The organism is Cellulosimicrobium sp. CUA-896, assembly GCF_001942335.1.
Lineage (GTDB): Bacteria > Actinomycetota > Actinomycetes > Actinomycetales > Cellulomonadaceae > Cellulosimicrobium.
Genome location: NZ_MKKH01000007.1, coordinates 26,441 through 50,323, shown reverse-complemented (window position 1 = coordinate 50,323; position 23,883 = coordinate 26,441). Strand labels below are relative to the sequence as shown.

Genomic DNA, 23,883 nt, shown 5'->3' with positions numbered 1-23,883 from the left:
CCGTGAGGGTCTCGCCCTCGTGCTCGTACGTGGTGGTGAACTCGCGGTCGTGGTTGTGGCCGAAGAACTTCTCGAACCCGGCGTCCACCGCACGCTCACCGAGACGGTTCATCGCCTCGGCCGTGGCGAGGGTGTCCTCGTACGTGCCGATGCCCGGCTGCGGCCAGCCGCCGGAGCCGACGTACTCCTGGCCCAGCGTCCCGACGTAGTCGAGCGTCTCGTCGAACGTGTCCTCGTTCACGTTGTAGTGCGACGACTTCACGCTCAGGCCGTACGAGTCGGCCAGCGCCTTGAACTCCTCCGCGGTGTAGCCGGAGAAGTTCCCGCCGTACGGCTCGATGTTCTCGAAGCCGATCTCGCCCAGGCGCTCGAGCACGGCCGGGAGGCCGACCTCGTTGACCCACGGGATCAGGGAGAACATCTGCACCGACACCTGCTCCGTCGGGATCGTCACGGGCTCCTGGGGCTCGCCGGCCGGGAGACCGGTGAGGTACTCGAAGCCGGTCGTGGCGAACTCCTCGCCCTCCGGGGCGACGTCGTACTCCATGACGTAGAGCTCGACGCCGGCCTCCTTCGCGGCGGCCAGGATGTCCTGCAGCGGCACGTCGCCCTCACCGAGGTTGGTGAAGGTCGGACGACCGCCGGCGTGAGGTTGACGGCGTCCTTGATGTGCAGCAGCTCGATGCGGTCGCCGTACTCCTCGAGGAGCTCGACCACGTCGACGCCCGCGTGCGCGGCCCACGCGACGTCCACCTGGAACGTCACGTACTCCGGGTTCGTCTCGCGGACGAGGATCTCCCACGCCGAGAGGGTCTCGCCCTCGTGCTCGTACATGGTGCGGAACTCGCCGTCGTGGTTGTGCCCGAAGAACTTCTCCAGGCCGGCCTCGACGGTGCGCTCACCGAGGCGGTTCATCGCCTCGGCCGTGGCGAGGGTGTTCTCGTACGTACCGATGCCCGGGGCGGGGAAGCCGCCCGAGCCGACGTACTCCTGGCCCAGCGTCGTGACGTAGTCCAGCGTCTCGTCGAACGTGTCCTCGTTCACGTTGTAGTGCGACGACTTCACGCTCAGGCCGTACGAGTCGGCCAGCGCGCGGAACTCCTCGGCCGTGTAGCCGTTGAAGTTCGAGCCGAACGGCTCGATGTTCTCGAACCCGATCTCGCTCAGGCGCTCGAGCACGGCCTCCAGGCCGACCTCGTTGACCCACGGGATCAGCGAGAACATGCCGATCGACACCTGGTCGACCGGGACCGTGACCGGCTCCACCGGGCCCTCGCCGACGGCGAAGGAGAGCTGGTCGACGTCGACGCCGCCCGTGCTCGTCACCGTGATCGAGCCCGAGCCCTCCGGCACGCTGCTCAGCGCCTGCGTGACGTCCTGCCAGCCCTCGCCGGTGAACTCGAACTCGGCGAGCGCCTCGGACGTGTCGGAACCCTCGGCCGTCCAGCCCAGGGAGACCGTGCCCTCACCGCTGCCGCGGAGGGTGATCTCGTTGATCGCCTCGCCCGTGGGGGCGTGGTGCAGGGCGATCGGGGAGTAGGAGAAGGAGTCGCCCTCGTCGAGCGACGTCACGTAGCCGCCGGCACCGGCGGCCTCGTCGTCGACGACCTCGACGCCCTCGGCCGCGTCGTACCACTCGGCCTGCTGCACCTCGGGCTTGAGGATGTGCGTGGCCTCGCCGGTGATGGCGGGCACGTCGCCCTGCGCCTGGTCGGTGTACCGGACGACGAGGGTGCCGAAGATCTTCTCGCCCTCACCGTGCTCGACGGCGTCGGGGCTCGTCTGGATCGTGAAGCCGCAGCCGGCCTCCGTGTCCGCCGCACGACCGGTCACCTCGGGGTGGGCGTGCGTGTTGTGCCCGAGACCGAACGTGTACTGGATGTTGCGGCAGGTCGGCTGGTCGCCGTCCTCGGCGTCGTTCACCGTGACGGTGTACGGCACGGCGTCGCCCCAGTTGAAGATGGCGCCGTCCGGCTGGCTCAGCGTGATCTCGGGCGCGGTGTTGCCGACCGTGATCCGCTGGATCGCGAGGCCGAAGTTGCCGCCCGCGTCGGTGACGCGCAGCTGCACGTTGTACTGGCCCAGGTCGGTGAACGTGTGCGTCACCGTCTCGCCCTGGGCGTCGTACTCACCGTCGCCGTCGAAGTCCCAGTCGAACGTGAGCTCGGCGTTGGGGGTCTCCGCGTCGGTGGTCGCGGACGCGTCGAACGTCACCTCGAGCGGCGCGGTGCTGCCCGAGATCGGGTCGGCCGAGATGGCCGCCCGCGGCGTCGTGTCGTCCGACCCGTAGGTGACCTTGTACAGGCCCGCGTCCGGGTTCTGGCGGAAGAAGCCGTCGCCGTACTCGAGCACGTAGAGGGCGCCGTCCGGACCGAACTCCATGTCCATGACGTTGTCCCAGATCGGCTGGTTCACCGTCTCGAGGTGGCTGTTCGGCAGGAAGTCCTCGACGGCCGTGACCTCACCGTCGGACGACAGCTCGTCCATGGTGAACGCGACCACGTAGTCCTGCGAGAACTCGGCCATGAAGGGGTGCCCGTCCCAGTACTCCGGGAACTTGACGTCCGACTCGAGGCTCTCGTCGAAGCGGTAGGTCGGGCCGCCCATGGGCGCCTGGCCGCCGCCGCCGAGCTCGACCAGCGGGTCGAGCACCTCGGGCTGGTCGCCCGGGTTGTCGCCGTAGTAGACCTGCGGCGCCGTGACCGGCGGGACCTGGTCGAGGCCGGTGTTCCAGGTCGAGTTGTTCTCCGGACCGCGTCGCAGTCGAAGAACTGCTCGCCGGGCGTCCCGGTCGCGTAGTCCCACTCGTTGTACGCGGCGTTGGGGCCGTGGCAGTACGGCCAGCCGCCGTTCATCGGCTCGGTGGTGAGCTGCCACTCGACGTAGCCCATGGGGCCGCGGTCGGGCGTGCGCGGAGCCGGCGTCCGGCCCGTAGTCGCCCCACGACAGGGAGGCGGACTCGAGGTCGTAGTCGATCCGGAAGGGGTTGCGCACGCCCATCACGTAGATCTCTTCGCGCACGAGGTCGGGGTTCTCGGCGCCGTCGAAGAGGTTGCCCTCGGGGATCGTGTAGGTGCTGCCCGGACCGACCTCGGTGTCGGCCGCGAGATCCTCGATCGGGTTGATCCGCAGGATCTTGCCGCGGAGATCGTTGGTGTTGCCGGCGCCGCGACGGGCGCGAAGCCCGGGTTCATGTTCGGCGCGTTTTTGATCGGCGCGTAGCCGTTCGCGCCCGGCGTGCCGCCCGGGTGGTTGTCACCCGTGGAGAGGAAGAGGTTGCCGTCGGCGTCCCACGCCATGTCGGCGCCCACGTGGCAGCACTGGCCGCGCTGCGCGTCGACCTTGATGATCTCGCGCTCGCTGGCCAGGTCGATCGTGCTGGTCTCGGGGTCCCAGGTGAACCGCGAGAGCTGGTTGTAGCCGAGCCACTGGTCCCAGTAGCTCTCGTCCTCGCCGTCCGGGAGGGAGTTCGGGGCGCTGCCCGACGGCGTCGTCTCGGGGTACTCGACCCCGGTGGGCGACGTGCCCTCCATGACGCGGGGGGCGTACACCATGTACACCCAGTTGTTCTCCTCGAAGTTCGGGTCGAGCGTGATGCCCTGGAGCCCGTCCTCGGAGTTCGCGTAGACGTCGAGCTGCGCGACCTGGGTGGTCTGCCCGGTGGCGGTGTCGGTCAGGCGCACGACGCCGTCGCGCGCGGTGTGCAGGACTCGCGTGTCGGGAAGGACCGCGAGGTCGATCGGCTCACCCGTGTTCTTGCTGAGGAGAACCTTCTCGTAGTTGTTCCAGTCCGTGGCCTCCTGGGCCGCGGGCGTGGGCTCGGCGTCCTCGCCGTGACCAGGGTGGGCGCTGGCCCCGCTGATCGAGAGTGGTACCAGTACCGCGGCGGACACCGCCGCGGCGACGCTTCGGGTCAGCCATCGCCGACCCGTGGAAGATTCGTGCACAACGTCCTCCTTGACGCATCTCGGAGACGAGGTCCGCACTGGCGGGGACGCGTCGTGGCCGTCGCCGGCCGTTCGGCGTCACGCTGGTCGTGGACCCCGGATGGGCTGAGAACCTCGACGACGAGGCCCTCGTGCGACGGGCGGGAGGTGTGCCCCGCGTCACCCGCCCGACCATACCCGGCACTTCCGACGATGCCAATACGAAAGTTCGACGTCTGTCGACTGGTTGCGCGCCCTGGACGGTAAAAGACAGCGTTGTCGTCGCTTTCCGCACGCCGCTCCGAGCGGGAACACCCCGGCGCCCGCCGAACCCCCGGGTTGCGCGTCGCCCGACCTGCCGAACCCCGGGTTGCGCACCACCCCACGCGCCGAACCCCGGGTTGTGCGCCGTTCCGGGCGACGAACGGCACACAACCCGGGGTTCGGCGGGCCGACGGTCGGCTCAGACCGGGCCGGTGATGGCTCAGACGAAGCCGAAGAGCGGCGGGAACACCACGACGACGACGGCGGCCCACACCGCGTAGACCGGCAAGAACCTCGTCTGCCACCGCACGAGCGCGTCGAGCGGACGGTGGCGCAGGAACCGCGCCGCGAGCACCGCCGAGCCGACGAGGTGCACGAGCAGCAGGAGGTTGAGCCCGAGCGCGGCGACCTTGTTCGGGCTGACGCCGAACTCGGCGATGCGGGTGACCATCGCGGTCAGCGCGACCGCGTCCACCGCGAGCGCCGCGACGACGAGGACGAGCTGGAGGCCGTCGAACGGCGTGGGCGGGGCGAGCGGGTCGCGCGCCGACACGGAGTAGAGCAGCAGGCACAGGACGAGCACGAGGATCGCGTCCATGAGGATGAGCAGCTCGCGGTCGACGGCGGCGAGATCGCCCGCGGTCACGAGCACGGCGAACAGCGCGACGAGCATGACGACGGTGAGCGGCGTGAACACCTTGGTGAGCACCGGGGCGATGTTCTCGACGACGTTCTGCTTCGCCTCGACGAGCCACGCCGCGACGACGAGCGCGCCGGGCACGCAGAACGGCAGGATCCAGTCCTCGAGCCAGGGCTCGAGATCGACGTCGACGAGGGAGAACACCCCGGCCGTCAGGCCGAGGAGCACGCCGCCGCCGAGGGCGAGGAGCGTGACGTACACCGCGAGCTCGCCGGTGAAGCGGGCGAAGTCCATTCGCCCCGCGTCCGAGCGCCAGCGCCCGGCGACGTACGCGACGCCGACCAGCGCCCACAGCACGACGGGCGCGTGGACCGCCGCGAGCAGCTCCGTCGAGCCGGGCGGCGCGAACGGGTACGCGTTGAGCACGACCGCGAGGGCGACGAACGGGAGGAGCAGCGCGACGCCCACCGGCCACGTGAGCCGCCGCTTCCACGCGAAGTAGCCCGCGAGGAACGGGAGCACCAGGAGCGCGACGTTGCGCAGCAGCACCTCCTCGTCCGGCACGAGCTCTGCCGCGACCTTGACCGCGACCCCCGCGCCCACGGCGAGGGCCAGCACGACGGCGAGCTCGCGCCACGACCGCGACCCGTCCTCCGGCGCCTCCCGCACGAGCACGAGCTGCTTCCACAGCCGGTCCGAGTGCTCGCGCGCGAACTCTCGCGACACCGCGTCCAGGTCGCCCATGCGCTTCACCGCGACGAGGAACGCCTCCTCGTCGTCGAGGCCCGTCGCCCGCAGGTCCTCGACCCGCTCACGCAGGTGGTCCTCCATCTCGTCGACGTCCGCCGCCGAGATCGCCTCCCGGCGCCGCACGTAGCCGCGCCACTGGTCGATCTGCGCCTCCAGCTCGGCGTGCTTCTCCGCGTGCGGCCCGGGCGCGGGAGCCGGCGTCGCCATCAGGCCCACCCCTCCGCGAGCCGCGGCGTCGCCGGTCGCTGCTGCGCCTCGCGCCACACCTGAGCGAGCGCGTCGGCGACGACGTGCCACTGCGCCTGCCGCTCCGCGAGCGCCTCGCGGCCGGCCGCGGTGATCGCGTAGTGCTTGCGGCGGCGGCCGACGTCGGACACGCCCCAGGACGACTGCACGTGGCCGAGGCGCTCGAGCCGGTGCAGGAGCGGGTAGAGCATGCCGTCGGTCCACTGCATCCGGCCGTCCGAGAGCTCGTCGACGCGCTTGAGGATCGCGTACCCGTACGACTCGCCCTCGCTGAGGATGCCGAGCACGAGCGGCGTGGCCGAGGCGGCCACCAGGTCCTTGTCGATGCGCACGGGCGCTCCCGCTATACCTCGATGATCTAGGGCTTGAACCCTAGCACTGCGAGGCATAGGTCCGCGAGGGCCACGCACCAGGACGTCGCGCCGTCACGGCGCGGTGGAGTGCCGCACGGCGCGGGCACGCGCCGCGACCCCCGGCCGCGGGGTGCGGTCGGGGGTCGCGGCGTGGTGCGGCGTCAGCCGGCGTAGGTCTCGAGCTCGGCGATGCGCGGCGTGCCCGACGCGCTCGTGATCTCGAGGTTGATCTTCCGCAGCGACGTCGCGGGGAAGGTCACCGTGCCGGGCGACCCGCTGCCGCTGCGCAGCACGGCGCCGGTGTCGTTGTCCACCACGCGCCAGGACCCGATGCTGCCGCCGCCGGGGGCCTGCCGGACGACGACCCGCGACACCGTCGTGTCGGATCCCCACTTGACCGAGATCCGGCCCGTGGAGCCGGCCGGCGACCAGTACGTGCTCGTGTCCCCGTCGCGCACGTCCCCGTAGCTCGTCCCGCTCGCCTTGCTCGAACCGTCGCTGCCCGCCGCGAGGCTCAGGTTCGTCCCGCTCGGCTCCGGCTCAGGCTCCGGCTCGGGCTCCGGCTCGGGGTCGGGCTCGGGCTCCGGGTCAGGCCCCGGGTCGGGGTTCTGGGGCGTGCACGAGCCGTCCGAGACGCGCAGACCCTTGTTCGCGCCCGCGGTCTGGTTCACGAGCGCCGGCACACAGCTCGCGCCGTCGAGCGTGTAGGCGTACGGGATGCTCACCGACGTGGTCGACGTCGGGTTCGGGCCTGCGGGCCGGTCGTCGCCGCTCGGGCTCGACCACGTCACGTTGTCGAAGACGTTCCCGGCGACCTGCCAGTAGCCCGCCTGGTCGGTGTAGAACGTGCCGAGCACATCCTTGGAGTCCTCGAAGTAGTTGTTCTCCACTTTCGCCCGGGCGCCGGCGCGCGAGTTGATGCCCGACTCGTTGAGGCTCACGTAGTGGTTGTTGTAGATGTGCGCGATGCCTCCGCGGAGCAGGGGCGCGCGCGAGTCGATGTTCTCGTACAGGTTGTGGTGGAACGTCACGAACCCGTTCGACCGATCGCTCTCGCTCGACCCGATGAGGCCACCGCGGCCGGAGTTGCGCAGCACGCTGTAGGAGAGGGTCACGTACTGGACGCCGGCCTTCATGTCGAACAGGCCGTCGTAGCCCGCGGACTCGCCGCCGGACGCCTCGAGCGTCACGTGGTCGACCCAGACGTTGCGGACGTCGCTCTCCATGCCGATGGCGTCGCCGCCGTTGGACGTGGGGGAGCCGGACTTCTTGACGTTCCGGACGGTGACGTTCTGGATGATGATGTTCTCGGCCTCGCGGATGTGGATGCCGAGCTGGTCGAACGTCGCGCCGCTGCCGACGCCGACGATCGTCACGTTGCTGACCTGCTTGATCTCGATGACCCCGGCCGCGGTGTTGCAGCTGTCGCCCGAGACCTTGCTCGTGTTGCCGTGGTTGATGGTGCCCTCGACCTGGATGGTGATCGGGGTGTCGTCGCCGGCCCGGTTGCACAGGGCCGCGTGGATCTGCGTGCCCGTCGTGGCCCGCACGGTCTGGCCGCCGGCGCCGCCGGTGGTGCCGCCGTTCTGGGTGGCGTAGCCGTCGGGCTGCCGGTCACGGCCTGGGCCGTCGTGGCCGTCAGGGCGGTCACGCCCATCGCAGCTGCCAGGGAGATCGCGGCCCCCGCCGCGACGAGCCGTCGTGCGACTGGTCGTCTCATCGTGCCTCACTTCGTCGTTGAAATCGGGGCAGTGCTTGCGGTGCGTGCCGCGACGACGCACGGTCGGGGTACGCCCGCGGGCGTGGAGCTCCCCCGCCACGCTGGGCCGCTGCCTTGCGTCCCAGCACGACGGGTAACCGGTTTCCCGATCGTAGGGAACCGGTTTCCCGTGCGCAAGCCCCCGTCCCCGACGTCCCCGTGCCGGTTGCGTGTGCCGCGGCGGCGGCGAGAGTGGGGCACGACGCCACCCGGGCGAACGCGTCCGACGTCGAGAGGAGACACGATGACCGTGCCGGTGAACGACGACCAGGGTCCCATCGCCACCGTCCACGCGGGGATGAAGGTCGTGGACGCCGACGGCGAGGAGGTCGGCACCGTCGAGGACGTGCGCATGGGCGACGGCGGGGTCACCGCCAACGACGAGCCGCACGACCGCGGCGCCGTCGACGAGCTCATCGGCGCCGTCCGCGACGCCGTCACGACGGGCGACGGGATCCCCGAGGCCGAGCGGGCGCGGCTCGAGCGCGCCGGATACCTCCGGATCGACGCCGTCGGCTTCCTGAGCGGCAACCGGTACGCGGCCGCGGACGAGATCGCCGCGGTGGAGGGCGACGTCGTGCGCCTGACCGTGCCCGGAGCGCGGCTCGTCGGCTGAGCCGCGCCCTTATACCGCGGTCAAGCACTCCACGCACGTCGAGGCTTACCGAATCGTCGCAGGTCGTCGTAAGGTCTGCGTCGTGAACGTCTACGTCGTGCTGTCGCGCAGCCGGACCGTGCTGTCCCGGACGATCGCCCTCGCGACGCGCGACGAGTTCACCCACGCGTCCCTGGCGCTCGACCCGGGGCTCGAGCTGATGTTCAGCTTCGGCCGGCGCCGTGCGGGCAACCCGTTCGTCGGGTGCTTCCGGCGCGAGCGGTTCGACGACGGCCTCTACCGCGGCATGGACACGGTGCCCGGCGTGGTGGTGGAGATCCCCGTGACCCTGGAGCAGCACGAGGCGGTGTGCACGCGGATCAGCGAGTTCCTGCTCGACTCGCACGCCTACTCCTACAACGCGTCGGGCCTGGTGAACGTGCTCATCGGGCGTGGCTCGCCGGACGACACGCGGTTCTTCTGCTCCGAGTTCGTCTACCACGTGCTCCAGGCGCCGGCGTGTGCGACCTCGGCGTCGAGCGCTGGCAGGTGCGACCGCAGATGCTCACCGAGCTCCCCGGCGAGGTCGTGTTCCGCGGCGACCTCAAGGCGTACGCCGCGCGGCACCGCCCCGGCGGTCTCCGTGCGGGCCTCACGGTCGACGGCGCGGGCGTGCGGCTGCTCGCCTGAGCGCCGCGCACGGCGGCGCCGCGGTCCGGGCGACTGGTCGGCACGGAGCACCGCCGGCTCGACGTGGGACCAGAAGCACGACGTCCCGGCCAGGATCACCTGACCGGGACGTCGTCTCACGTGCGCGAGGGGGGAGTTGAACCCCCACGCCCTTTCGGGCACACGGACCTGAACCGTGCGCGTCTGCCTATTCCGCCACTCGCGCGTGCCGCAGAAGACTAGCACGCGCGGCGCCCCCTCCTGGAACCAGCGACCGCCGCCAGGGCGCGTGCCCGACGTTCACACGCTCCGCCACGAAAGCGCCACATCCGTCCCGGATTCTCGCGACGTTTCGGGCCGGTGCCGCAGACGCGGTCGATACGATCTAGGTAGTCTGCCGGGGCGTGGGTCGTCGATCCGCGTGGGCAGTCGTGCCGCGGAGCGCGGCGCACGACCAGCACGCACCGGGAGGAGGTGGCATGGGAGTCCTGGACCGCTTCGAGAAGGGTGTCGAGCGCGTCGTCAACAACGCGTTCGCCCGGGTCGGGCGCAGCGAGGTCAAGCCCGTGGAGCTCGCGAGCGCGCTGCGACGCGAGGTGGACGACCGCGCCGCCGTCGTGGACCGCGAGCGCACGGTCGTCCCGAACGAGTTCACGATCGAGCTGTCGGCCGACGACTTCGCCCAGGTCGAGGGGTGGGGTGCGGAGACGCTCGCCGACGAGCTGGCCTCGAACGTCACGCAGTACGCCGCGTCCCAGCACTACGCGTTCGTCGGTCCGGTGAGCGTCAGCTTCGAGCAGGACGACTCCCTCGACACCGGCCGCTTCCACCTCCGCTCCGCGAGCGTGCGCGGCAACGTGGCGCCCGCGACGTCGGCGTCACCGAGCACGCGCCACCCGCTCGTCGACATCGACGGTCAGCGGTACCTGCTGACGGGCCCGGTCACGGTGATCGGCCGCGGTTCGGAGGCCGACATCGTCGTCGACGACCCGGGGGTCTCGCGCCGGCACCTGGAGATCCGCGTGACCCCGGACGGCGTCGTCGCGTCCGACCTCGGCTCCACCAACGGCCTGTTCGTCGAGGGGCACCAGGTGCCCGCGGCGACGCTCCTGGACGGGAACTCCCTGACCATCGGCCGCACCCGCATCATGTTCTGGACCGGCGCGTCCGACGACGAGGAGTGGTGATCCGGCCGCGATGACCGATCTCACGTTCACCCTGCTGCGGCTGGGCTACCTGGTGCTGCTCTGGGTGTTCGTGCTCTCCGCGATCGGGGTCCTGCGTCGCGACCTGTACGGCACGAAGATCACGCCGCGGCGCGGCAAGCGGTCCGAGAGCAGCAAGGCTCCCGCCGCCACCTCCGGCGCGGCCCCACCCGAGCAGAGCCGCCCGCCGTCGTCCGGTGCCGGGCGTCTCGCCGTCACCACGGGGCCGCTGCGCGGCACGACCGTCCCGCTGACGACGTCGTCGATCCTCCTCGGCCGCGCGCCGAGCTGCACCCTCGTGCTCGACGACGACTACTCCTCGTCGCGGCACGCGCGGATCTTCCCGCAGAACGGGGGCTGGTTCGTCGAGGACCTCGGGTCGACCAACGGCACGTACGTCGACGACCAGCGCATCTCGCAGATCACCCCGCTCGGCCCGGGCACGCGCGTGCGCATCGGCCAGTCCGTCGTCGAGCTGCAGAGGTAGCCGGTCGTGAACATCGCCCTGCGCTACGCCGCGCGCTCCGACGTCGGGCTCGTGCGGTCCAACAACCAGGACTCCGGGTACGCCGGCCCGCACCTGCTCGTCGTCGCCGACGGCATGGGCGGCCACGCGGGGGGCGACGTCGCGTCCTCGATCGCCGTCGCCGCGCTCGCCCCGCTCGACGGCGAGTCGCACGGCCCGGACGACGCCCTCGCCGAGCTCGAGCAGTCCATCGACCACGCCCGCCAGGACCTCGTCGAGCGCAGCGTCTCCGACCCCGACCTCGTCGGCATGGGCACGACCGTGACCGCGATCCTGCGCGCCGGCAACAAGCTCGCGATGGCGCACCTCGGCGACTCGCGCGCGTACCTGCTGCGCGACGGCGAGCTCAGCCAGGCCACGACCGACCACACGTTCGTCCAGCACCTCGTCGACACGGGGCGCATCTCGGCGGACGAGGCCGAGACGCACCCGCAGCGCAACGTCGTCATGCGGGTGCTCGGCGACTTCGACATCGACCTCACGCCGGACATGTCGGTGCGCGAGGCCAAGCCGGGTGACCGGTGGCTGCTGTGCTCCGACGGGCTGTCGGGCTTCGTCTCCCAGGACACCCTCGAGCAGACGTTGCTCGACACGCCCGACGTCGACGAGTGCGCCGACGCCTGCTGCAGCTCGCCCTGCGCGCCGGCAGCACGGACAACGTCACGGTCGTCGTCGCGGACGTCGTCGACGTCGACGCGCTGCCCGACGGCGGCGCACCCGACACGCGCGCGCAGGTCGTGGGCTCGGCCGCCGTCGACCGCGACGCGCCCAGCGCCGCGTCGGACTCCCCGGCGGCGCGCGCCGCCGCCCTCGGCGCGACGACGGCGGGCGACAGCACCACGGACGACGACGCCCCGCACGACGCCACGGGCGGCGACAGCTCCGGTGGCGACGGTGACGACGACGTCCGGCCGGGCCGTGCGCCCCGCCGGTGGGTCACGGTCGTCGCGGTCGCGCTGGTCGTCGTGGGCCTCGGCGTCGCGGGCTGGGCCGGCTACCGCTGGACGCAGACGCAGTACTACGTCGGGGTCGCCGACGGGCAGGTCGCCGTCTTCCGGGGCATCCCCGAGAGCGCCGGCCCGCTCACGCTCTCGACCGCCGTGGAGCTGACCGGTACGCGCGTCGACGACCTGCCCGGGTACGTCGTCGACCGGCTCGAGACGACGATCCCCGCCCAGTCCCTCGCCGACGCGCGGGACCGCGCCGACCGGCTCGTCGCCGAGGCGACCCAGGAGCAGGGCGAGGACGCGACGACGGGGACGGGCACGCCCGGCGAGACCGTGACCGACGGGACGACGGACGGGTCCTCGGACGGCACGCCGCAGCCCACCCCCACCGTCACGACCACCGACACGGGGGCCTGATGGCGACGGTGGAGACCACCGACGTGCGCCGCGGCCGCGGCGTCGAGCTCGGCCTGCTCGTCGTCGCGCTCGCGCTCGGCATCGGGGCGTACGCGGTCGTCGGCCTGCAGATGACCGGCGAGCTCCCCGGCCGCTTCTACCTCTACTCCGGCGGCATGATCGTCCTCGCCGGCGCCGCCCACGTGCTGCTGCGCCTGCGTGCGCCGTTCGCGGACCCGGTGATCCTGCCCGTCGCCGTCGCGCTCAACGGCATCGGCCTCGCGATGATCTTCCGGCTCGACCTCGGGTCGCAGCTCACGGGCGGGGAACAGGACCTCGCGCCCCGACAGCTCCAGTGGACGGCGCTCGGGATGGTGTGCGCGTTCCTCGTCGTGTGGTTCCTGCGTGACCACCGCACCCTGCGCCGCTACACGTACACGGCGATGATCACCGGCATCGTGCTCGTCGCGCTGCCGCTCGTGCCGGGGCTCGGCACGCGGATCAACGGCGCGCAGATCTGGGTCAGCGTCGGCGGGCTGTCGCTGCAGCCCGCCGAGTTCGCCAAGATCGCGTTCGCCGTGTTCTTCGCGGGCTACCTCGTGACCAACCGCGACACGCTCGCGCTCGCCGGGCCGAAGGTGCTCGGGCTGCAGCTGCCGCGTCTGCGCGACCTCGGGCCGATCATCATCGTCTGGCTCGTGTCGCTCGCGATCCTCGTCTTCGAGCGCGACCTCGGCACGTCGCTGCTGTTCTTCGGCCTGTTCGTCGCGATGCTGTACATCGCGACGGAGCGCGTGAGCTGGGTCGTCATCGGCCTCCTGCTGTTCGCGGCGGGGGCCGTGCTGGCCGCCACGACGTTCGGCCACGTCCAGGCGCGCGTCGACGTGTGGCTCACCCCGTTCGCGCCGGAGATCTTCGACCGCGACCCGGGCGGCTCCGGCCAGCTCGTGCGCGGCCTGTACGGCATGGCGAACGGCGGCCTGTTCGGCACCGGTCTGGGCGAGGGCTACCCGCGCCTCGTGCCCTACGCGTTCTCCGACTTCATCTACGCCTCGCTCGGCGAGGAGCTCGGGCTCACCGGTCTCCTCGGCATCCTGCTGTGCTACCTCGTGCTCGTGGAGCGCGGCCTGCGCACCGCCGTCGGCGTGCGCGACGGCTTCGGCAAGCTCCTCGCGGGCGGCCTCGCGTTCGTCATGGCGTGGCAGCTCTTCGTCGTCGTCGGCGGCATCACCCGCATCATCCCGCTCACCGGCCTGACCATGCCCTTCGTCGCGCAGGGCGGGTCGTCGCTGCTCGCGAACTGGATCGTCGTCGGCCTGCTCCTGCGCATCAGCGATAACGCGCGCCGGCCCTCGTCGCTGCCCGTCCGCGGCCAGGTCGCCGCGGGCGGCGTCCGCACGCGCACCGACAGCGACCCCGTCCCGGTCGTCGGGGGCACCGGCGCGATCCCCGTCGGCGCGGCGCCCGACGACGCCCCCACCACGGTCGGCACCGCCCACCCGGGCACGGGTCCCGTGCGCGCGACGACGGGAGTCCAGCCCGCGGTCGGGTCGCCCGGTGCTCCGGGTCCCGACGACCCGCACCCCGTGCCCGACGAGTCGCGCACCGAGGTCGTGCGCCGCCCCCGCGACGACGAGCAGTGGGGAGGTGCCCGGTGAACGTCCCCCTGCGCCGTGTTGCGAGCGTCGTGCTCGTCATGTTCCTCGCGCTCATGGTCTCGACCACCTACATCCAGGTGTTCCAGGCCGACCAGCTCAACAACGACCCGCGCAACGTGCGCACGATCTACCGCGAGTACGGCAACTACCGCGGGCCGATCGTCGTCGCCGGCGAGGCGGTCGCGTCGTCGTCCCCGGTCGACGACCCGTTCGGGTTCCAGCGCGCCTACGCCAACGGCCCGCTCTACGCCCCCGTGACGGGCTACTTCTCCGTGGTCAACGGGACGTCGGAGATCGAGCGCGCCGAGAACGAGTTCCTCAACGGCGAGGCGAGCTCGCTGTGGATGGAGCGCCTCAGCGCGCTGTTCACCGGCGAGCAGCCCCAGGGCGCCTCCGTCGAGCTCACGATCGACCCGGCGGCGCAGCAGGCGGCGTGGGACGCGCTGGGCGACCAGCGCGGCGCCGTCGTCGCGCTCGAGCCGGGCACCGGGCGCGTGCTCGCCCTCGTGTCCAAGCCGAGCTTCGACCCGAACGCGCTGGCCTCGCACGACACGGCCGCGGCCAGCGCGGCGTTCCAGGAGCTGACGAACGCCGAGGGCAACCCGATGAGCAACCGGGCGATCCGCGGGAACACGTACCCGCCGGGGTCGACGTTCAAGCTCGTCACGGCGGCCGCCGCGATCGAGAGCGGGCAGTACACGGCGGAGTCCGTCGTGCCGGCACCGGACGTCTACCAGTACCCGCAGTCCACCGAGACCATGAGCAACTTCGGCGGCATCCGCTGCTCACCGACGGGCGAGATGACGCTCGCCGACGCGCTGCGCATCTCGTGCAACACCGCGTTCGCGGACCTCGCCGTGACGCTCGGTGCCGACGCGATGCGCGACCAGGCGGAGGCCTTCGGCTTCGACGACGACTCGCTCGCCATCCCCATGGACGTCACCGCGAGCCACTTCCCGACCTCGGAGGAGGCGACGCCCGACGGGCTCGCCCGCGCCGGGATCGGCCAGGGCGACGTGCGCGTCACGCCGCTGCAGATGGCGATGGTCTCCGCGGCGATCGCGAACGACGGCGTGCTCATGGAGCCGTACACGGTCGACACGATCCGCGACCCCGACCTCGACGTGGTCCAGCAGCGCGACCCGCAGCGCCTCAGCACCGCCGTGTCGCCGTCCACCGCCGAGCAGCTCACCCAGATGATGGTCGGCGTCGTGCAGAACGGCTCCGGGACCGCGGCCCAGATGCCCGGCATCCAGGTCGCGGGCAAGACGGGCACCGCGGAGAACGACCCCGCCAAGGCACCGCACGCCTGGTTCACGAGCTTCGCACCGGCCGACGACCCGCAGGTCGCCGTCGCCGTCATCGTGGAGAACGGCGGCTCCAGCGGCAGCGAGGCCACCGGCGGCGCGGTCGCCGCGCCCATCGCGCGCGCCGTGATGGAGGCGGTGATCGACCGATGAAGCCCGCACGAGGGCTGCGCCTCGGCAACCGGTACCACCTCGTGCGGCGCATCGCCGTCGGCGGGATGGGGGAGGTGTGGGTCGCGGCCGACGACGCGCTGGGCCGCGAGGTCGCGGTCAAGGTGCTGCGCTCGGAGTACGCGGGCAACGAGGACTTCCTCAACCGCCTGCGCACCGAGGCGCGCAACAGCGCGGCGCTGTCGCACCCGAACATCGCGCAGATGTACGACTACGGCGAGCAGGAGCGGTCCGGCTACCTCGTCATGGAGCTCGTCGTCGGCGAGCCGATGGCCGACCTGCTCGAGCGCGAGCCCGTGCTCCCGCCGCTGCGGCTCCTGCCGATCCTGTCCCAGACGGCGCGCGCCCTGCACGCGGCGCACGTCGCCGGGGTGGTGCACCGCGACGTCAAGCCGGGCAACATCCTCATCGACCGCGCGGGCGTCGTGAAGATCACCGACTTCGGCGTATCTCTCGCGGCCAACCAGGTGCCGATGACGGCGACCGGGATGGTCATGGGCACCGCGCAGTACCTGTCGCCCGAGCAGGCCGTCGGCCAGGCCGCGACGGGCGCGTCCGACGTCTACGCGCTCGGCATCGTCGCGTACGAGTCCGTCGTCGGGAACCGGCCCTTCACCGGGTCGACACCGGTGGACATCGCCGTCGCGCACGTCAACGAGCCCGTGCCGCCCCTGCCGCCGTCCGTGGACTCCGAGCTGGCCGACCTCATCATGGCGATGCTCGCCAAGGAGCCCTCCGCCCGACCGCGGACGCCGCCGCCCTCGCCCAGGCGCTCGACGAGATCGCCGGGCGGCTCGCGACCGACCCCTGGTCGGCGCGCGTCGCGGCGCCCACGCGCCGTGCCCGTCGCGCGCGCGCCGAGGCAGAGCCCGACGCGACGCCGTCCGACGACGTGCCCGCTCCCGCGACGCCGCAGCACGGCCCGTACGAGGACGTCGCCCCGGTCATCACCCCGATCGTCATCCCGACGACGGTCCGCGACGCCGACGACGGCGACCGTGGTGGCGACGGCACCGCCGCACGGTCCACCCCGGCGACGCCACGCCCGTCCGCAGGACCGGCCCTGCCGTGGGAGCGCCCGTCCGGTGCCGCGGGCGCCGCGCGAGCGGAGGACGCGGCGTCGAGCGACGGGTCGCTGCCGCGCGCCTACCCGCCGCGCCGCGAGATGCACGGTGCGACGCGCGGGCACCGACCGTCGTCGGGCCAGCGCGTGGCGGGTCGCACGACGACCTCCGCGCGTGGCGGTGATCCCGCGGACCACGCGCGCCAGGACCGGCCGGGCGCGGGGGAGCGGGCGTCGTCGGGCACAGCGTCCAGGGCGCCGGCGACGCGGGCCGAGATGCGGCGCCAGGCGCAGGAGACGCCCGGGCGCTCCGCGAACGCCCGCCGCACGTCGACCACCACCGGTCAGCGGCTCGGCGGGATCCCCCGCGGCATGACGTGGCCGCTCGTCGCCCTGCTGGGGCTGCTGCTCGTCGTCCTCGTCACCACCATCGTCACCGGCGGGGGCGGTACGGACGACTCCGCGGGGTCGCTCGCCCCCGTGCTGGCCGAGAGGGCCGCGACCGCGACCGCGGTGGTGGGGTGACCGGGGTGACATCGTGACGACATCGTTGCCTGGACCGCCCGTGGGGACCCCCGTGGGTGGGATGATTGCGCCAGATGTGCCGCGTGCGGACGCGCCCGCGGCTCCGACGACACCGAAGGACGAATGAGTGGTGGACAACGCTCCCCGAGTGCTTGCCGGACGCTACGAGGTCGGTGAGCTCATCGGCCGCGGCGGCATGGCCGAGGTGCACATCGGGCACGACACCCGCCTGGGTCGCACCGTGGCGATCAAGATCCTGCGCTCCGACCTCGCCCGCGACCCGTCGTTCCTCGCCCGCTTCCGTCGTGAGGCCCAGGCGGCCGCCTCGCTGAACCACCCCGCCATCGTCGCCGTCTACGACACGGGCGAGGACGTGCACACCGACACGCAGGCGCGTCCGTGCACGTCCCGTTCATCGTCATGGAGTACGTCGAGGGCCACACCGTCCGCGACATCCTGCGCGACGGGCAGGCCGTGCCGATCGACGAGGCCGTCGAGATCACCGCGGGCGTGCTCGCGGCGCTCGAGTACTCCCACCACGCGGGCATCGTGCACCGCGACATCAAGCCCGCGAACGTCATGATCACGCCCACGGGCGCGGTCAAGGTCATGGACTTCGGCATCGCGCGCGCCGTCGCGGACTCCGCGGCGACCATGACGCAGACCCAGGCCGTCATCGGGACCGCGCAGTACCTCTCGCCCGAGCAGGCGCGCGGGGAGACCGTCGACGCCCGCAGCGACCTGTACTCGACCGGCTGCCTGCTGTACGAGCTCCTCACCGGCCGGCCGCCGTTCATCGGCGACTCGCCCGTCGCCGTCGCGTACCAGCACGTGCGTGAGGCGCCCGCGACCCCGAGCGCGGTCGCGCCGGACGTCCCCGAGGTGCTCGACCGCATCACGCTCAAGGCCCTCGCGAAGGACCGCGACGAGCGCTACTCGAGCGCCGCCGAGTTCCGCTCCGACCTCGAGAACGCCGTGCGCGGCGGCTCCATCACCGCGCCGGCGCTCGGCGTCGCCGCGGCGGCCGCCGGGCTCGGCGCAGGCGTCGCGGCCGCGGACATGCGGCCGACGATGGTCGAGTCCGCGACGCAGGTCATGAGCCCCGCCGGACCGCCGTCGCCCTGGGCGACCACCGCGGCGCCCGCCGTCCCGCCGAACGGCGAGGGACCCGGCGACCCGGAGGAGGAGAAGAAGAGCCGCAAGGGCCTCATGTGGACGCTCATCGCGGTCGGCGTGCTCGCCCTCGCCGCGATCGCCACGATCCTGCTGCTCAACCGCCCTCCGGCGGAGCCCGAGACCGTCGAGGTGCCGACCGTCCAGGAGGGCATGACCGAGGACGAGGCGCGCGCGCTCTTCGAGGGCGTGGACCTCGAGTTCAACCCGCTGCTCGAGCAGAGCGACGCGGTCCCCGAGGGCCAGTTCGTCCGCCAGAGCCCGGCCGGCGGCGAGGAGGTCAAGCCCGGCGAGACCGTCGACGTGTGGTTCTCCACCGGACCGGACAGCGTGCAGGTGCCCGAGCTCGCCGGCCTGACGCAGGACGAGGCCCGCCAGGCGCTGGCCGATGCCGGTCTCGAGGTCGGCAACGTCACGCCCGAGGACTCCGCGACGGTCGAGCAGGACGTCGTGACCCGCACGGAGCCCGCCGCGAACCAGAGCGTGGCCGCCGGCTCCGCCGTCACGCTGTTCATCTCGAGCGGCCGCGTCGAGCTGCCCGACCTCACGTCGATGAACCGTCAGGAGGCCGAGCAGACCGTCCGCGACCTCGGGCTCAACCCGGTCATCGAGGAGACCGAGTCGGACGAGGCCGAGGGCACCGTGCTCTCGCAGCGTCCCAACCCGGGCAGTGTCCAGCAGGGCTCCGACGTGACAATCGTGGTCGCGATCCCGCCCGCGACGGAGACGACGCGGGTCCCGACCAACCTCGCGGGGATGACCGAGGACCAGGCCGTGGAAGCGCTCAACGGCGCCCAGCTGAACCGGGGCCAGCGGCAGACGCAGGCGTCCGACCAGTGGCCCGCCGGCACCGTCATCGGCTCCGACCCGGGCGGCGGCACGGAGGTCGAGGTCGGGACGAACGTCTCCCTCATCGTCTCCACCGGTCCTGGACCGAGCAACGGCAACGGCCAGGACGATGGCGGCGGGAACAACAACGGCGGCGGTCCGGGCGGCGACAACGGAGGCGGGAACGACGGCTGACGTCCCGCCCCCCTGCACCACGCACGACTGCACCACGCACGACGCCGCTCACCCGGAAGGGTGAGCGGCCGTCGTCGTCCAGGGACGTGAGATTCCGCGCCGCGCAGGCTCGCCGTGGCGGGTGCTACTGCCGCACGAGCGGCGCCATGCCCGCCGAGCGCTCGACGGCGCCCTCGAGCCCGCACGCCTCGAGCCAGTTCGCGAGGAGCCGGTGCCCGCCCTCGGTGAGCACGGACTCGGGGTGGAACTGGACCCCGTGCAGCGGCAGCTCACGGTGCTGCAGACCCATCACGACACCCCCGGCGGTCTCGGCGGTGACGACGAGCTCGGCGGGCACGGTGTCGCGCACCACAGCGAGCGAGTGGTAGCGCGTCGCCGTGAACGGCGCGCCGAGACCCGCCATGACACCGGCGCCGTGGTGCTCGACGAGGCTCGTCTTGCCGTGCATGAGCTCCGGCGCGTGCGTCACCGTCGCGCCGAACACCTCGGCGAGCGCCTGGTGGCCGAGGCACACCCCGAGCAGCGGGGTGCTCGACGTCGCGCACGTGCGGATCACGTGCTCGCTCTGCCCGGCCTCCTGCGGGGTACCCGGCCCGGGGGAGACGAGGACGCCGTCGAACGCCACGCCGTCGGCGTCGCGGTACACGCCGTCCGCGCCGGGCTCGGGGACGGCGTCGTTGCGCACGACGACGGTCTCGGCCCCGAGCTGGTCGAGGTACCCGACGATCGTGTAGACGAAGGAGTCGTAGTTGTCGACGACGAGGATGCGCGTCATGCCAGCACCTCCGGGAGCTCGGCTGCGCCGTGGGCGGCAGGGACGGTGGACAGGGCACCCGTGTACCCGTCTGGACGTTGGGGTCGTTGAACGGCATGTGCTCCGCGACGACCGGGAACAACCACTCGAAGCACGCGAGCACCACGGCCGCCGCGAGCACGACGAGCATGAGCGCGCGGACCCACGCCGGCCCGGGCAGCGCCCGCCACAGGGCTCCGTACATCACGCGCCTCCCTGCTCCGGTGCGGCCTGGCCCACGAGGTCGGGCGGCGTGCCCTCCTCGACGGGGAGCCAGTAGTCCAGCACGGCGTTGACGATGTACCGCTCCCGGAGCGAGTTGAGCCCGATGGGGTGGCACGTGGTGAGCGTGAGGGACCGCTCGGTCGGCTCGACGCCCGGCTGCCACGGCACGGGCGCGACGGCCTCGACCGCGTCGGGCTGGACGACCCGTGCCTCGGTGACCCGGTAGACGTACCACGTGCCGGCCGCCTCGACGACGAGCGGGTCGCCCGTCTGCAGCTCCTCCGCGCGGTGGAACACCGCGCCGTAGGTCATGCGGTGGCCGGCCACGGAGAAGTTGCCGACGTCGCCCGGCATGACCGTCTCGGGGTAGTGGCCCGCCATCGCCCGGTCGAGGACCGCACGCTTGTCCGTGCCCTCGGCGAGCGGGATCACGGCGTCGTCCCAGCGCGGCACGTGGAGCGTGCCGAAGACCTCCTGTGCCGCGGGGGGCGCCACGACCGGGGGCGCGTCTCGGCGGACCTCGACCGCGACGTCCGCCGGGTCGGGGGCCGGCGCGTCGAGCTGCTCGAGCACCTGCGCCTGGTCGCGTTCGGCGATGACGTCGGTCCACCACAGCTGCCACACCACGTAGAGCCCGAGCAGCACCCCCAGCGTGATGAGCAGCTCGCCGACCACGCCGACAGCTGTGGCGACCGGGCCGCCGCGTCCGCCGGCGCGCGCGGCGCGGTGGCGCACCGGGACCGGCGGCGCGGTGGTCACGAGGCCACCGTGGCGGTGCGCGCGTACTCGAGCTCGAGCGAGCCCTCGTAGCGCGGCATCTCGAGGCGGTCGTGCTCCTCGACGGCCCAGCCGAGGTTCACCGCGTCGACGTACTGCTGGTAGACGTCGACCCGCTCCGAGCGGTCCAGCGCGGCCTGGAGGCGGTCCTGGTCGCCGACCGCCTCGATGACGTAGGGCGGGGAGTACACGCGGCCGTGGAGCAGGAGGATGTTGCCGGCGCAGCGGAACGCGGACGTCGCGGTGACGCGCTGGCCCTGGAGGGTCATCGCCTCGGCGCCGCCGGCCCACAGGGCGTTGACCACGGCCTGGATGTCCTGCTGGTGCACGACCAGGTCGTCGGGCCGGATCGACGCCGGGTAGGTGCCGTCCTGGGGGGCGTCGTCGAGCATCACGGACACGCCTGGCCCGGTCACGGCCACGGTCCCGGCGGCGACCGCCGAGCGCCGCTCGAGGTCCTCGTCGACCCCGGGGACCGCCGGGGCGGTGGCGGACAGGCGCGCGATCTCGTCGTCCAGGGCGTCCACCTGGCTCGCGAGCTCGGCGTTGCGCTGCGACTCACGGTCGACGAGCTGCGCGAGGTTCTCGGGGTCGCGGCTCTCCTCGCCCTGGGCCAGACGCGCGTTCGCGGTGAAGAGCAGACCCGCGAGGACCAGCACGAACGCGACCGACAGGGACGCGCGCAGGCGTCGCCCGCGCGACGCCGCCGGGGTCGCCTCGGTACTCACGCGCCCTCCCTTCCTACGCCCGGACGGCCGGGCCGTGGTGACCGGGTGACACGGTCTATTGTGCGCGACCACTACGCTAGACGACGAACGCCGTCCACGGACGGGACGGGTGCCGGGAGCGAGAGATCTCCGCAGGCCCCTGACCGGTCGTCGACGACGTCCGCCCGAGCCACGCACGGTCCCTGCTCGACGACGGCAGCCGCCCGCACCCGCGGGTACCGCGTCGTCGGTCGGGGACCCCCAGGACAGGAGCCACCCTCGTGCCCGAGTCGAAGTCCCGCAAGAAGCCGGCGAAGCCCGCCCGCGAGCCCCGCCAGCCGAAAGCCGAGGCGGGCAACCCGCGCTGGCTCGTCCCCGCGATGCTGGGGCTCATGCTCGTCGGGCTCGCCTGGATCGTGCTGTTCTACCTCAGCGGCTCGGCCCAGCTGCCCATCCCCGCGCTCGGCGCCTGGAACCTCGCCGTGGGCTTCGCGTTCGTCATCGCGGGGTTCGCGCTCACGACCCGCTGGAAGTAGGCACCCGGGGCGCACGGGCGGATCGGCGCACACTGACCGTTCCCGTGCGCGCATAGGGCGGAATGGCAGCGGTGTAGTTCGTTCCACACCTGTGGACAACCCTGGGGACGGTCGTGGACCGGCGTCCAACAGGGCTCAGCCGGGGAGACCCGCCGCCAGTCCCACGCCCTGGTAGGCGACCTGGTACGTGAGCCAGGACACCACGACCAGCCCGACGCCGACGACCACGGTCGCGCCGACCGAGACGAGGGTGCGGCGGTCCCGCGGCGCGTACGCGTACGCCAGCCCGAGGAGCGCCCCGACCACCAGCCCGCCGAGGTGCGCCTGCCACGCGATGCCCGGGAAGAAGAACCCGATCGCGAAGTTGATCCCGATGAGGACGACGATCTGCATCGCGTTGCGGCCGGTCCGCCGCAGGACGAGCAGGATGGCGCCGAAGAGCCCGAAGACGGCCCCGGAGGCGCCGACGACGGGCTGGTACCAGGCGTCCGAGAGCGGGCCGCCGGCGAGCACGAGGTAGCCGACCGACCCGCCGAGCGCGGAGAGCAGGTAGAGCGCGGCGAAGCGCCAGCGGCCCAGCATCTGCTCGAGGAACGGGCCGGTGATCCACAGCGCGTACATGTTGAACAGGATGTGGACAGGGCTCGTGGCGTGCAGGAACGCCGCGGTGAGGAAGCGGTAGGGGTCCTGGTCGCCGACGACCGGGGCGAACGCGAAGAGCCGCGTCCAGTCCCCGCCCGTCACGAGCTGCAGGACCCAGCTCACGACGCACAGGCCGATGATCGTCAGCGTGACGACCGGGGGACCGCCCCGGACCCGGGCGCCGAGCTCCGTGCGCGCGGTCGGGGCCGTGCGCGCCGCGTCCCGCACGCAGTCCACGCACTGCACGCCGACCGCCGCGGGCCGTTGGCACTCGGGGCACACCGGTCGTCCGCACCGCTGGCAGCGCACGTACGACACGCGGTCGGGGTGCCGCGGGCACACCGGCGGGACGGCGGGCCCGTCGTGCGGACCCGCCGTCCCGTACGGGGGGTGCCCAGGTGGCCCTGGGGGGACCGGCGGCTGGGAGATGGTCAGTCCTCGATCGTGACGGAGGTGATGACCACGTCCTCCTGCGGCCGGTCGCCCGGGCGCGTGGGGGTCGCCTCGATGGCGTCGACGACCTTCTTCGACGCGTTGTCCGCGACACGCCCGAAGATCGTGTGCTTGCCGGTGAGCCAGGGCGTGGCGACGGTCGAGACGAAGAACTGCGACCCGTTCGTGCCCTCGGTCGCGCCGTGACCGGGTTGCGCCGCACGCCGGCGTTCGCCATCGCGAGCAGGTAGGGCTGGTCGAACGACAGCTCGGGGTGGATCTCGTCGTCGAAGGTGTAGCCGGGGCCGCCCGTGCCGGTGCCGAGCGGGCAGCCACCCTGGATCATGAAGTCCTTGATGACGCGGTGGAAGATCAGGCCGTCGTAGAACGGGTCGGTGCGCTCCTCGCCCGTGCGGGGGTCGGACCACGCCTTGGTGCCCTGCGCGAGGCCGACGAAGTTCGCCACCGTCTTCGGGCGTGGTTCGGCAGCAGCTCGATCCGGATGTCACCAGCGGTCGTGTGGAGGGTTGCGAACATGCGCACCATCCTCCCACGATCACCGCGCACGGCCCGTC

At 72.4% G+C, this 23,883-nt stretch carries 21 protein-coding genes, 1 tRNA gene and 2 pseudogenes; 13 read left to right on the top strand and 11 right to left on the bottom strand.

Going from position 1 to position 23,883, the window contains the following annotated elements:
- Positions 1-450: 450 nt before the first annotated feature.
- The 5 genes from BJF88_RS02995 to BJF88_RS02975 form a co-directional block, all read right to left on the bottom strand.
- Entirely contained in the window at positions 451-2,805 is a 2,355-nt protein-coding gene (locus BJF88_RS02995; RefSeq protein WP_139315888.1) for a PKD domain-containing protein, read from the bottom strand.
- 194 nt (positions 2,806-2,999) lie between these two features.
- Complete coding sequence (locus BJF88_RS02990) at positions 3,000-3,893, bottom strand: sorbosone dehydrogenase family protein (RefSeq protein ID WP_075827701.1); 894 nt, start codon at positions 3,891-3,893, stop codon at positions 3,000-3,002.
- Positions 3,894-4,410: 517 nt separating this feature from the next.
- Positions 4,411-5,787, bottom strand: coding sequence for a permease prefix domain 1-containing protein (locus BJF88_RS02985; protein ID WP_075827730.1), 1,377 nt, complete (start codon positions 5,785-5,787; stop codon positions 4,411-4,413).
- Positions 5,787-6,158, bottom strand: a complete 372-nt coding sequence (locus BJF88_RS02980) for a PadR family transcriptional regulator (protein ID WP_075827700.1) — start codon at positions 6,156-6,158, stop codon at positions 5,787-5,789. Before BJF88_RS02980 ends, BJF88_RS02985 begins: the two co-directional genes overlap by 1 nt.
- Positions 6,159-6,340: 182 nt before the next feature.
- Positions 6,341-7,729 carry a polysaccharide lyase family 1 protein gene (locus BJF88_RS02975; RefSeq protein ID WP_255371701.1) on the bottom strand — a complete coding sequence of 463 codons (1,389 nt, stop codon included), beginning with the start codon at positions 7,727-7,729 and terminating at the stop codon, positions 6,341-6,343.
- A 453-nt stretch (positions 7,730-8,182) separates the two neighbouring features.
- Here BJF88_RS02975 and BJF88_RS02970 point away from each other — a divergent pair, with 453 nt between their 5' ends.
- Both BJF88_RS02970 and BJF88_RS02965 read left to right on the top strand, forming a co-directional pair.
- Complete coding sequence (locus BJF88_RS02970) at positions 8,183-8,554, top strand: hypothetical protein (protein ID WP_075827699.1); 372 nt, start codon at positions 8,183-8,185, stop codon at positions 8,552-8,554.
- Positions 8,555-8,636: 82 nt separating this feature from the next.
- The gene (locus BJF88_RS02965; RefSeq protein ID WP_075827698.1) at positions 8,637-9,326 is read left to right on the top strand and encodes a hypothetical protein; all 690 of its coding nucleotides are present in this window, start codon (positions 8,637-8,639) and stop codon (positions 9,324-9,326) included.
- An 18-nt stretch (positions 9,327-9,344) separates the two neighbouring features.
- On the opposite strand, the gene BJF88_RS02960 is transcribed toward BJF88_RS02965, so the two are convergent.
- Positions 9,345-9,428 (bottom strand) — tRNA-Leu (locus BJF88_RS02960).
- A 253-nt stretch (positions 9,429-9,681) separates the two neighbouring features.
- On the opposite strand from BJF88_RS02960, the gene BJF88_RS02955 reads away from it, so the two are divergent.
- The 10 genes and pseudogenes from BJF88_RS02955 (at position 9,682) to pknB (ending at position 19,196) form a co-directional block, all read left to right on the top strand.
- Entirely contained in the window at positions 9,682-10,389 is a 708-nt protein-coding gene (locus BJF88_RS02955; RefSeq protein ID WP_075827697.1) for a DUF3662 and FHA domain-containing protein, read from the top strand.
- A gap of 10 nt (positions 10,390-10,399) precedes the next feature.
- A complete protein-coding gene (locus BJF88_RS02950; protein ID WP_075827696.1) occupies positions 10,400-10,894 on the top strand; it encodes an FHA domain-containing protein in 495 nt (164 codons plus the stop codon).
- A gap of 6 nt (positions 10,895-10,900) precedes the next feature.
- Entirely contained in the window at positions 10,901-12,043 is a 1,143-nt protein-coding gene (locus tag BJF88_RS02945; protein WP_369824456.1) for a PP2C family serine/threonine-protein phosphatase, read from the top strand.
- Positions 12,034-12,297, top strand: coding sequence for a hypothetical protein (locus BJF88_RS22950; protein ID WP_369824455.1), 264 nt, complete (start codon positions 12,034-12,036; stop codon positions 12,295-12,297). The genes BJF88_RS02945 and BJF88_RS22950 overlap by 10 nt, the downstream gene beginning before the upstream one ends.
- Entirely contained in the window at positions 12,297-13,934 is a 1,638-nt protein-coding gene (locus BJF88_RS02940; RefSeq protein WP_075827695.1) for an FtsW/RodA/SpoVE family cell cycle protein, read from the top strand. Before BJF88_RS22950 ends, BJF88_RS02940 begins: the two co-directional genes overlap by 1 nt.
- Positions 13,931-15,394 (top strand): penicillin-binding protein 2, encoded by a 1,464-nt coding sequence (locus BJF88_RS02935; RefSeq protein ID WP_075827694.1) that lies wholly within the window; start codon positions 13,931-13,933, stop codon positions 15,392-15,394. Before BJF88_RS02940 ends, BJF88_RS02935 begins: the two co-directional genes overlap by 4 nt.
- Entirely contained in the window at positions 15,391-16,851 is a 1,461-nt protein-coding gene (locus BJF88_RS18835; protein ID WP_139315887.1) for a serine/threonine-protein kinase, read from the top strand. The genes BJF88_RS02935 and BJF88_RS18835 overlap by 4 nt, the downstream gene beginning before the upstream one ends.
- Positions 16,848-17,000: a hypothetical protein gene (locus tag BJF88_RS19430; protein ID WP_158068873.1), complete on the top strand. Its 153-nt coding sequence runs from the start codon at positions 16,848-16,850 to the stop codon at positions 16,998-17,000. Before BJF88_RS18835 ends, BJF88_RS19430 begins: the two co-directional genes overlap by 4 nt.
- A 196-nt stretch (positions 17,001-17,196) precedes the next feature.
- Positions 17,197-17,313: pseudogene (locus tag BJF88_RS22945) on the top strand (hypothetical protein); the annotation flags it as partial.
- 86 nt (positions 17,314-17,399) lie between these two features.
- Complete coding sequence (pknB, locus tag BJF88_RS02925; protein ID WP_369824454.1) at positions 17,400-19,196, top strand: Stk1 family PASTA domain-containing Ser/Thr kinase; 1,797 nt, start codon at positions 17,400-17,402, stop codon at positions 19,194-19,196.
- 124 nt (positions 19,197-19,320) lie between these two features.
- Here pknB and BJF88_RS02920 read toward each other — a convergent pair whose 3' ends face one another.
- From BJF88_RS02920 to BJF88_RS02910, 3 genes are all read right to left on the bottom strand, one after another.
- On the bottom strand, positions 19,321-19,971 hold the full coding sequence (locus BJF88_RS02920) for an aminodeoxychorismate/anthranilate synthase component II (protein ID WP_075827693.1): 651 nt from the start codon (positions 19,969-19,971) through the stop codon (positions 19,321-19,323).
- Between the two features lie 222 nt (positions 19,972-20,193).
- Entirely contained in the window at positions 20,194-20,973 is a 780-nt protein-coding gene (locus tag BJF88_RS02915; RefSeq protein ID WP_083648819.1) for a class E sortase, read from the bottom strand.
- Positions 20,970-21,719 (bottom strand): DUF881 domain-containing protein, encoded by a 750-nt coding sequence (locus BJF88_RS02910; protein ID WP_075827692.1) that lies wholly within the window; start codon positions 21,717-21,719, stop codon positions 20,970-20,972. Before BJF88_RS02910 ends, BJF88_RS02915 begins: the two co-directional genes overlap by 4 nt.
- A 260-nt stretch (positions 21,720-21,979) precedes the next feature.
- Here BJF88_RS02910 and BJF88_RS02905 point away from each other — a divergent pair, with 260 nt between their 5' ends.
- Complete coding sequence (locus BJF88_RS02905; protein ID WP_075827691.1) at positions 21,980-22,234, top strand: cell division protein CrgA; 255 nt, start codon at positions 21,980-21,982, stop codon at positions 22,232-22,234.
- Positions 22,235-22,369: 135 nt separating this feature from the next.
- On the opposite strand, the gene BJF88_RS02900 is transcribed toward BJF88_RS02905, so the two are convergent.
- Entirely contained in the window at positions 22,370-23,113 is a 744-nt protein-coding gene (locus tag BJF88_RS02900; RefSeq protein WP_369824453.1) for a rhomboid family intramembrane serine protease, read from the bottom strand.
- A 194-nt stretch (positions 23,114-23,307) separates the two neighbouring features.
- Positions 23,308-23,845: pseudogene (locus BJF88_RS02895) on the bottom strand (peptidylprolyl isomerase).
- Positions 23,846-23,883: the final 38 nt, after the last annotated feature.

Excerpts from the sequence above, each read along its gene's own strand:
- BJF88_RS02985 (WP_075827730.1), bottom strand. The coding sequence starts at position 5,787 with ATGGCGACGCCGGCTCCCGCGCCCGGGCCGCACGCGGAGAAGCACGCC.
- BJF88_RS02920 (WP_075827693.1), bottom strand. The coding sequence starts at position 19,971 with ATGACGCGCATCCTCGTCGTCGACAACTACGACTCCTTCGTCTACACG.
- BJF88_RS02970 (WP_075827699.1), top strand. The coding sequence starts at position 8,183 with ATGACCGTGCCGGTGAACGACGACCAGGGTCCCATCGCCACCGTCCAC.
- BJF88_RS02955 (WP_075827697.1), top strand. The coding sequence starts at position 9,682 with ATGGGAGTCCTGGACCGCTTCGAGAAGGGTGTCGAGCGCGTCGTCAAC.
- BJF88_RS19430 (WP_158068873.1), top strand. The coding sequence starts at position 16,848 with ATGACGTGGCCGCTCGTCGCCCTGCTGGGGCTGCTGCTCGTCGTCCTC.
- BJF88_RS02940 (WP_075827695.1), top strand. The coding sequence starts at position 12,297 with ATGGCGACGGTGGAGACCACCGACGTGCGCCGCGGCCGCGGCGTCGAG.
- BJF88_RS02950 (WP_075827696.1), top strand. The coding sequence starts at position 10,400 with ATGACCGATCTCACGTTCACCCTGCTGCGGCTGGGCTACCTGGTGCTG.
- BJF88_RS18835 (WP_139315887.1), top strand. The coding sequence starts at position 15,391 with ATGAAGCCCGCACGAGGGCTGCGCCTCGGCAACCGGTACCACCTCGTG.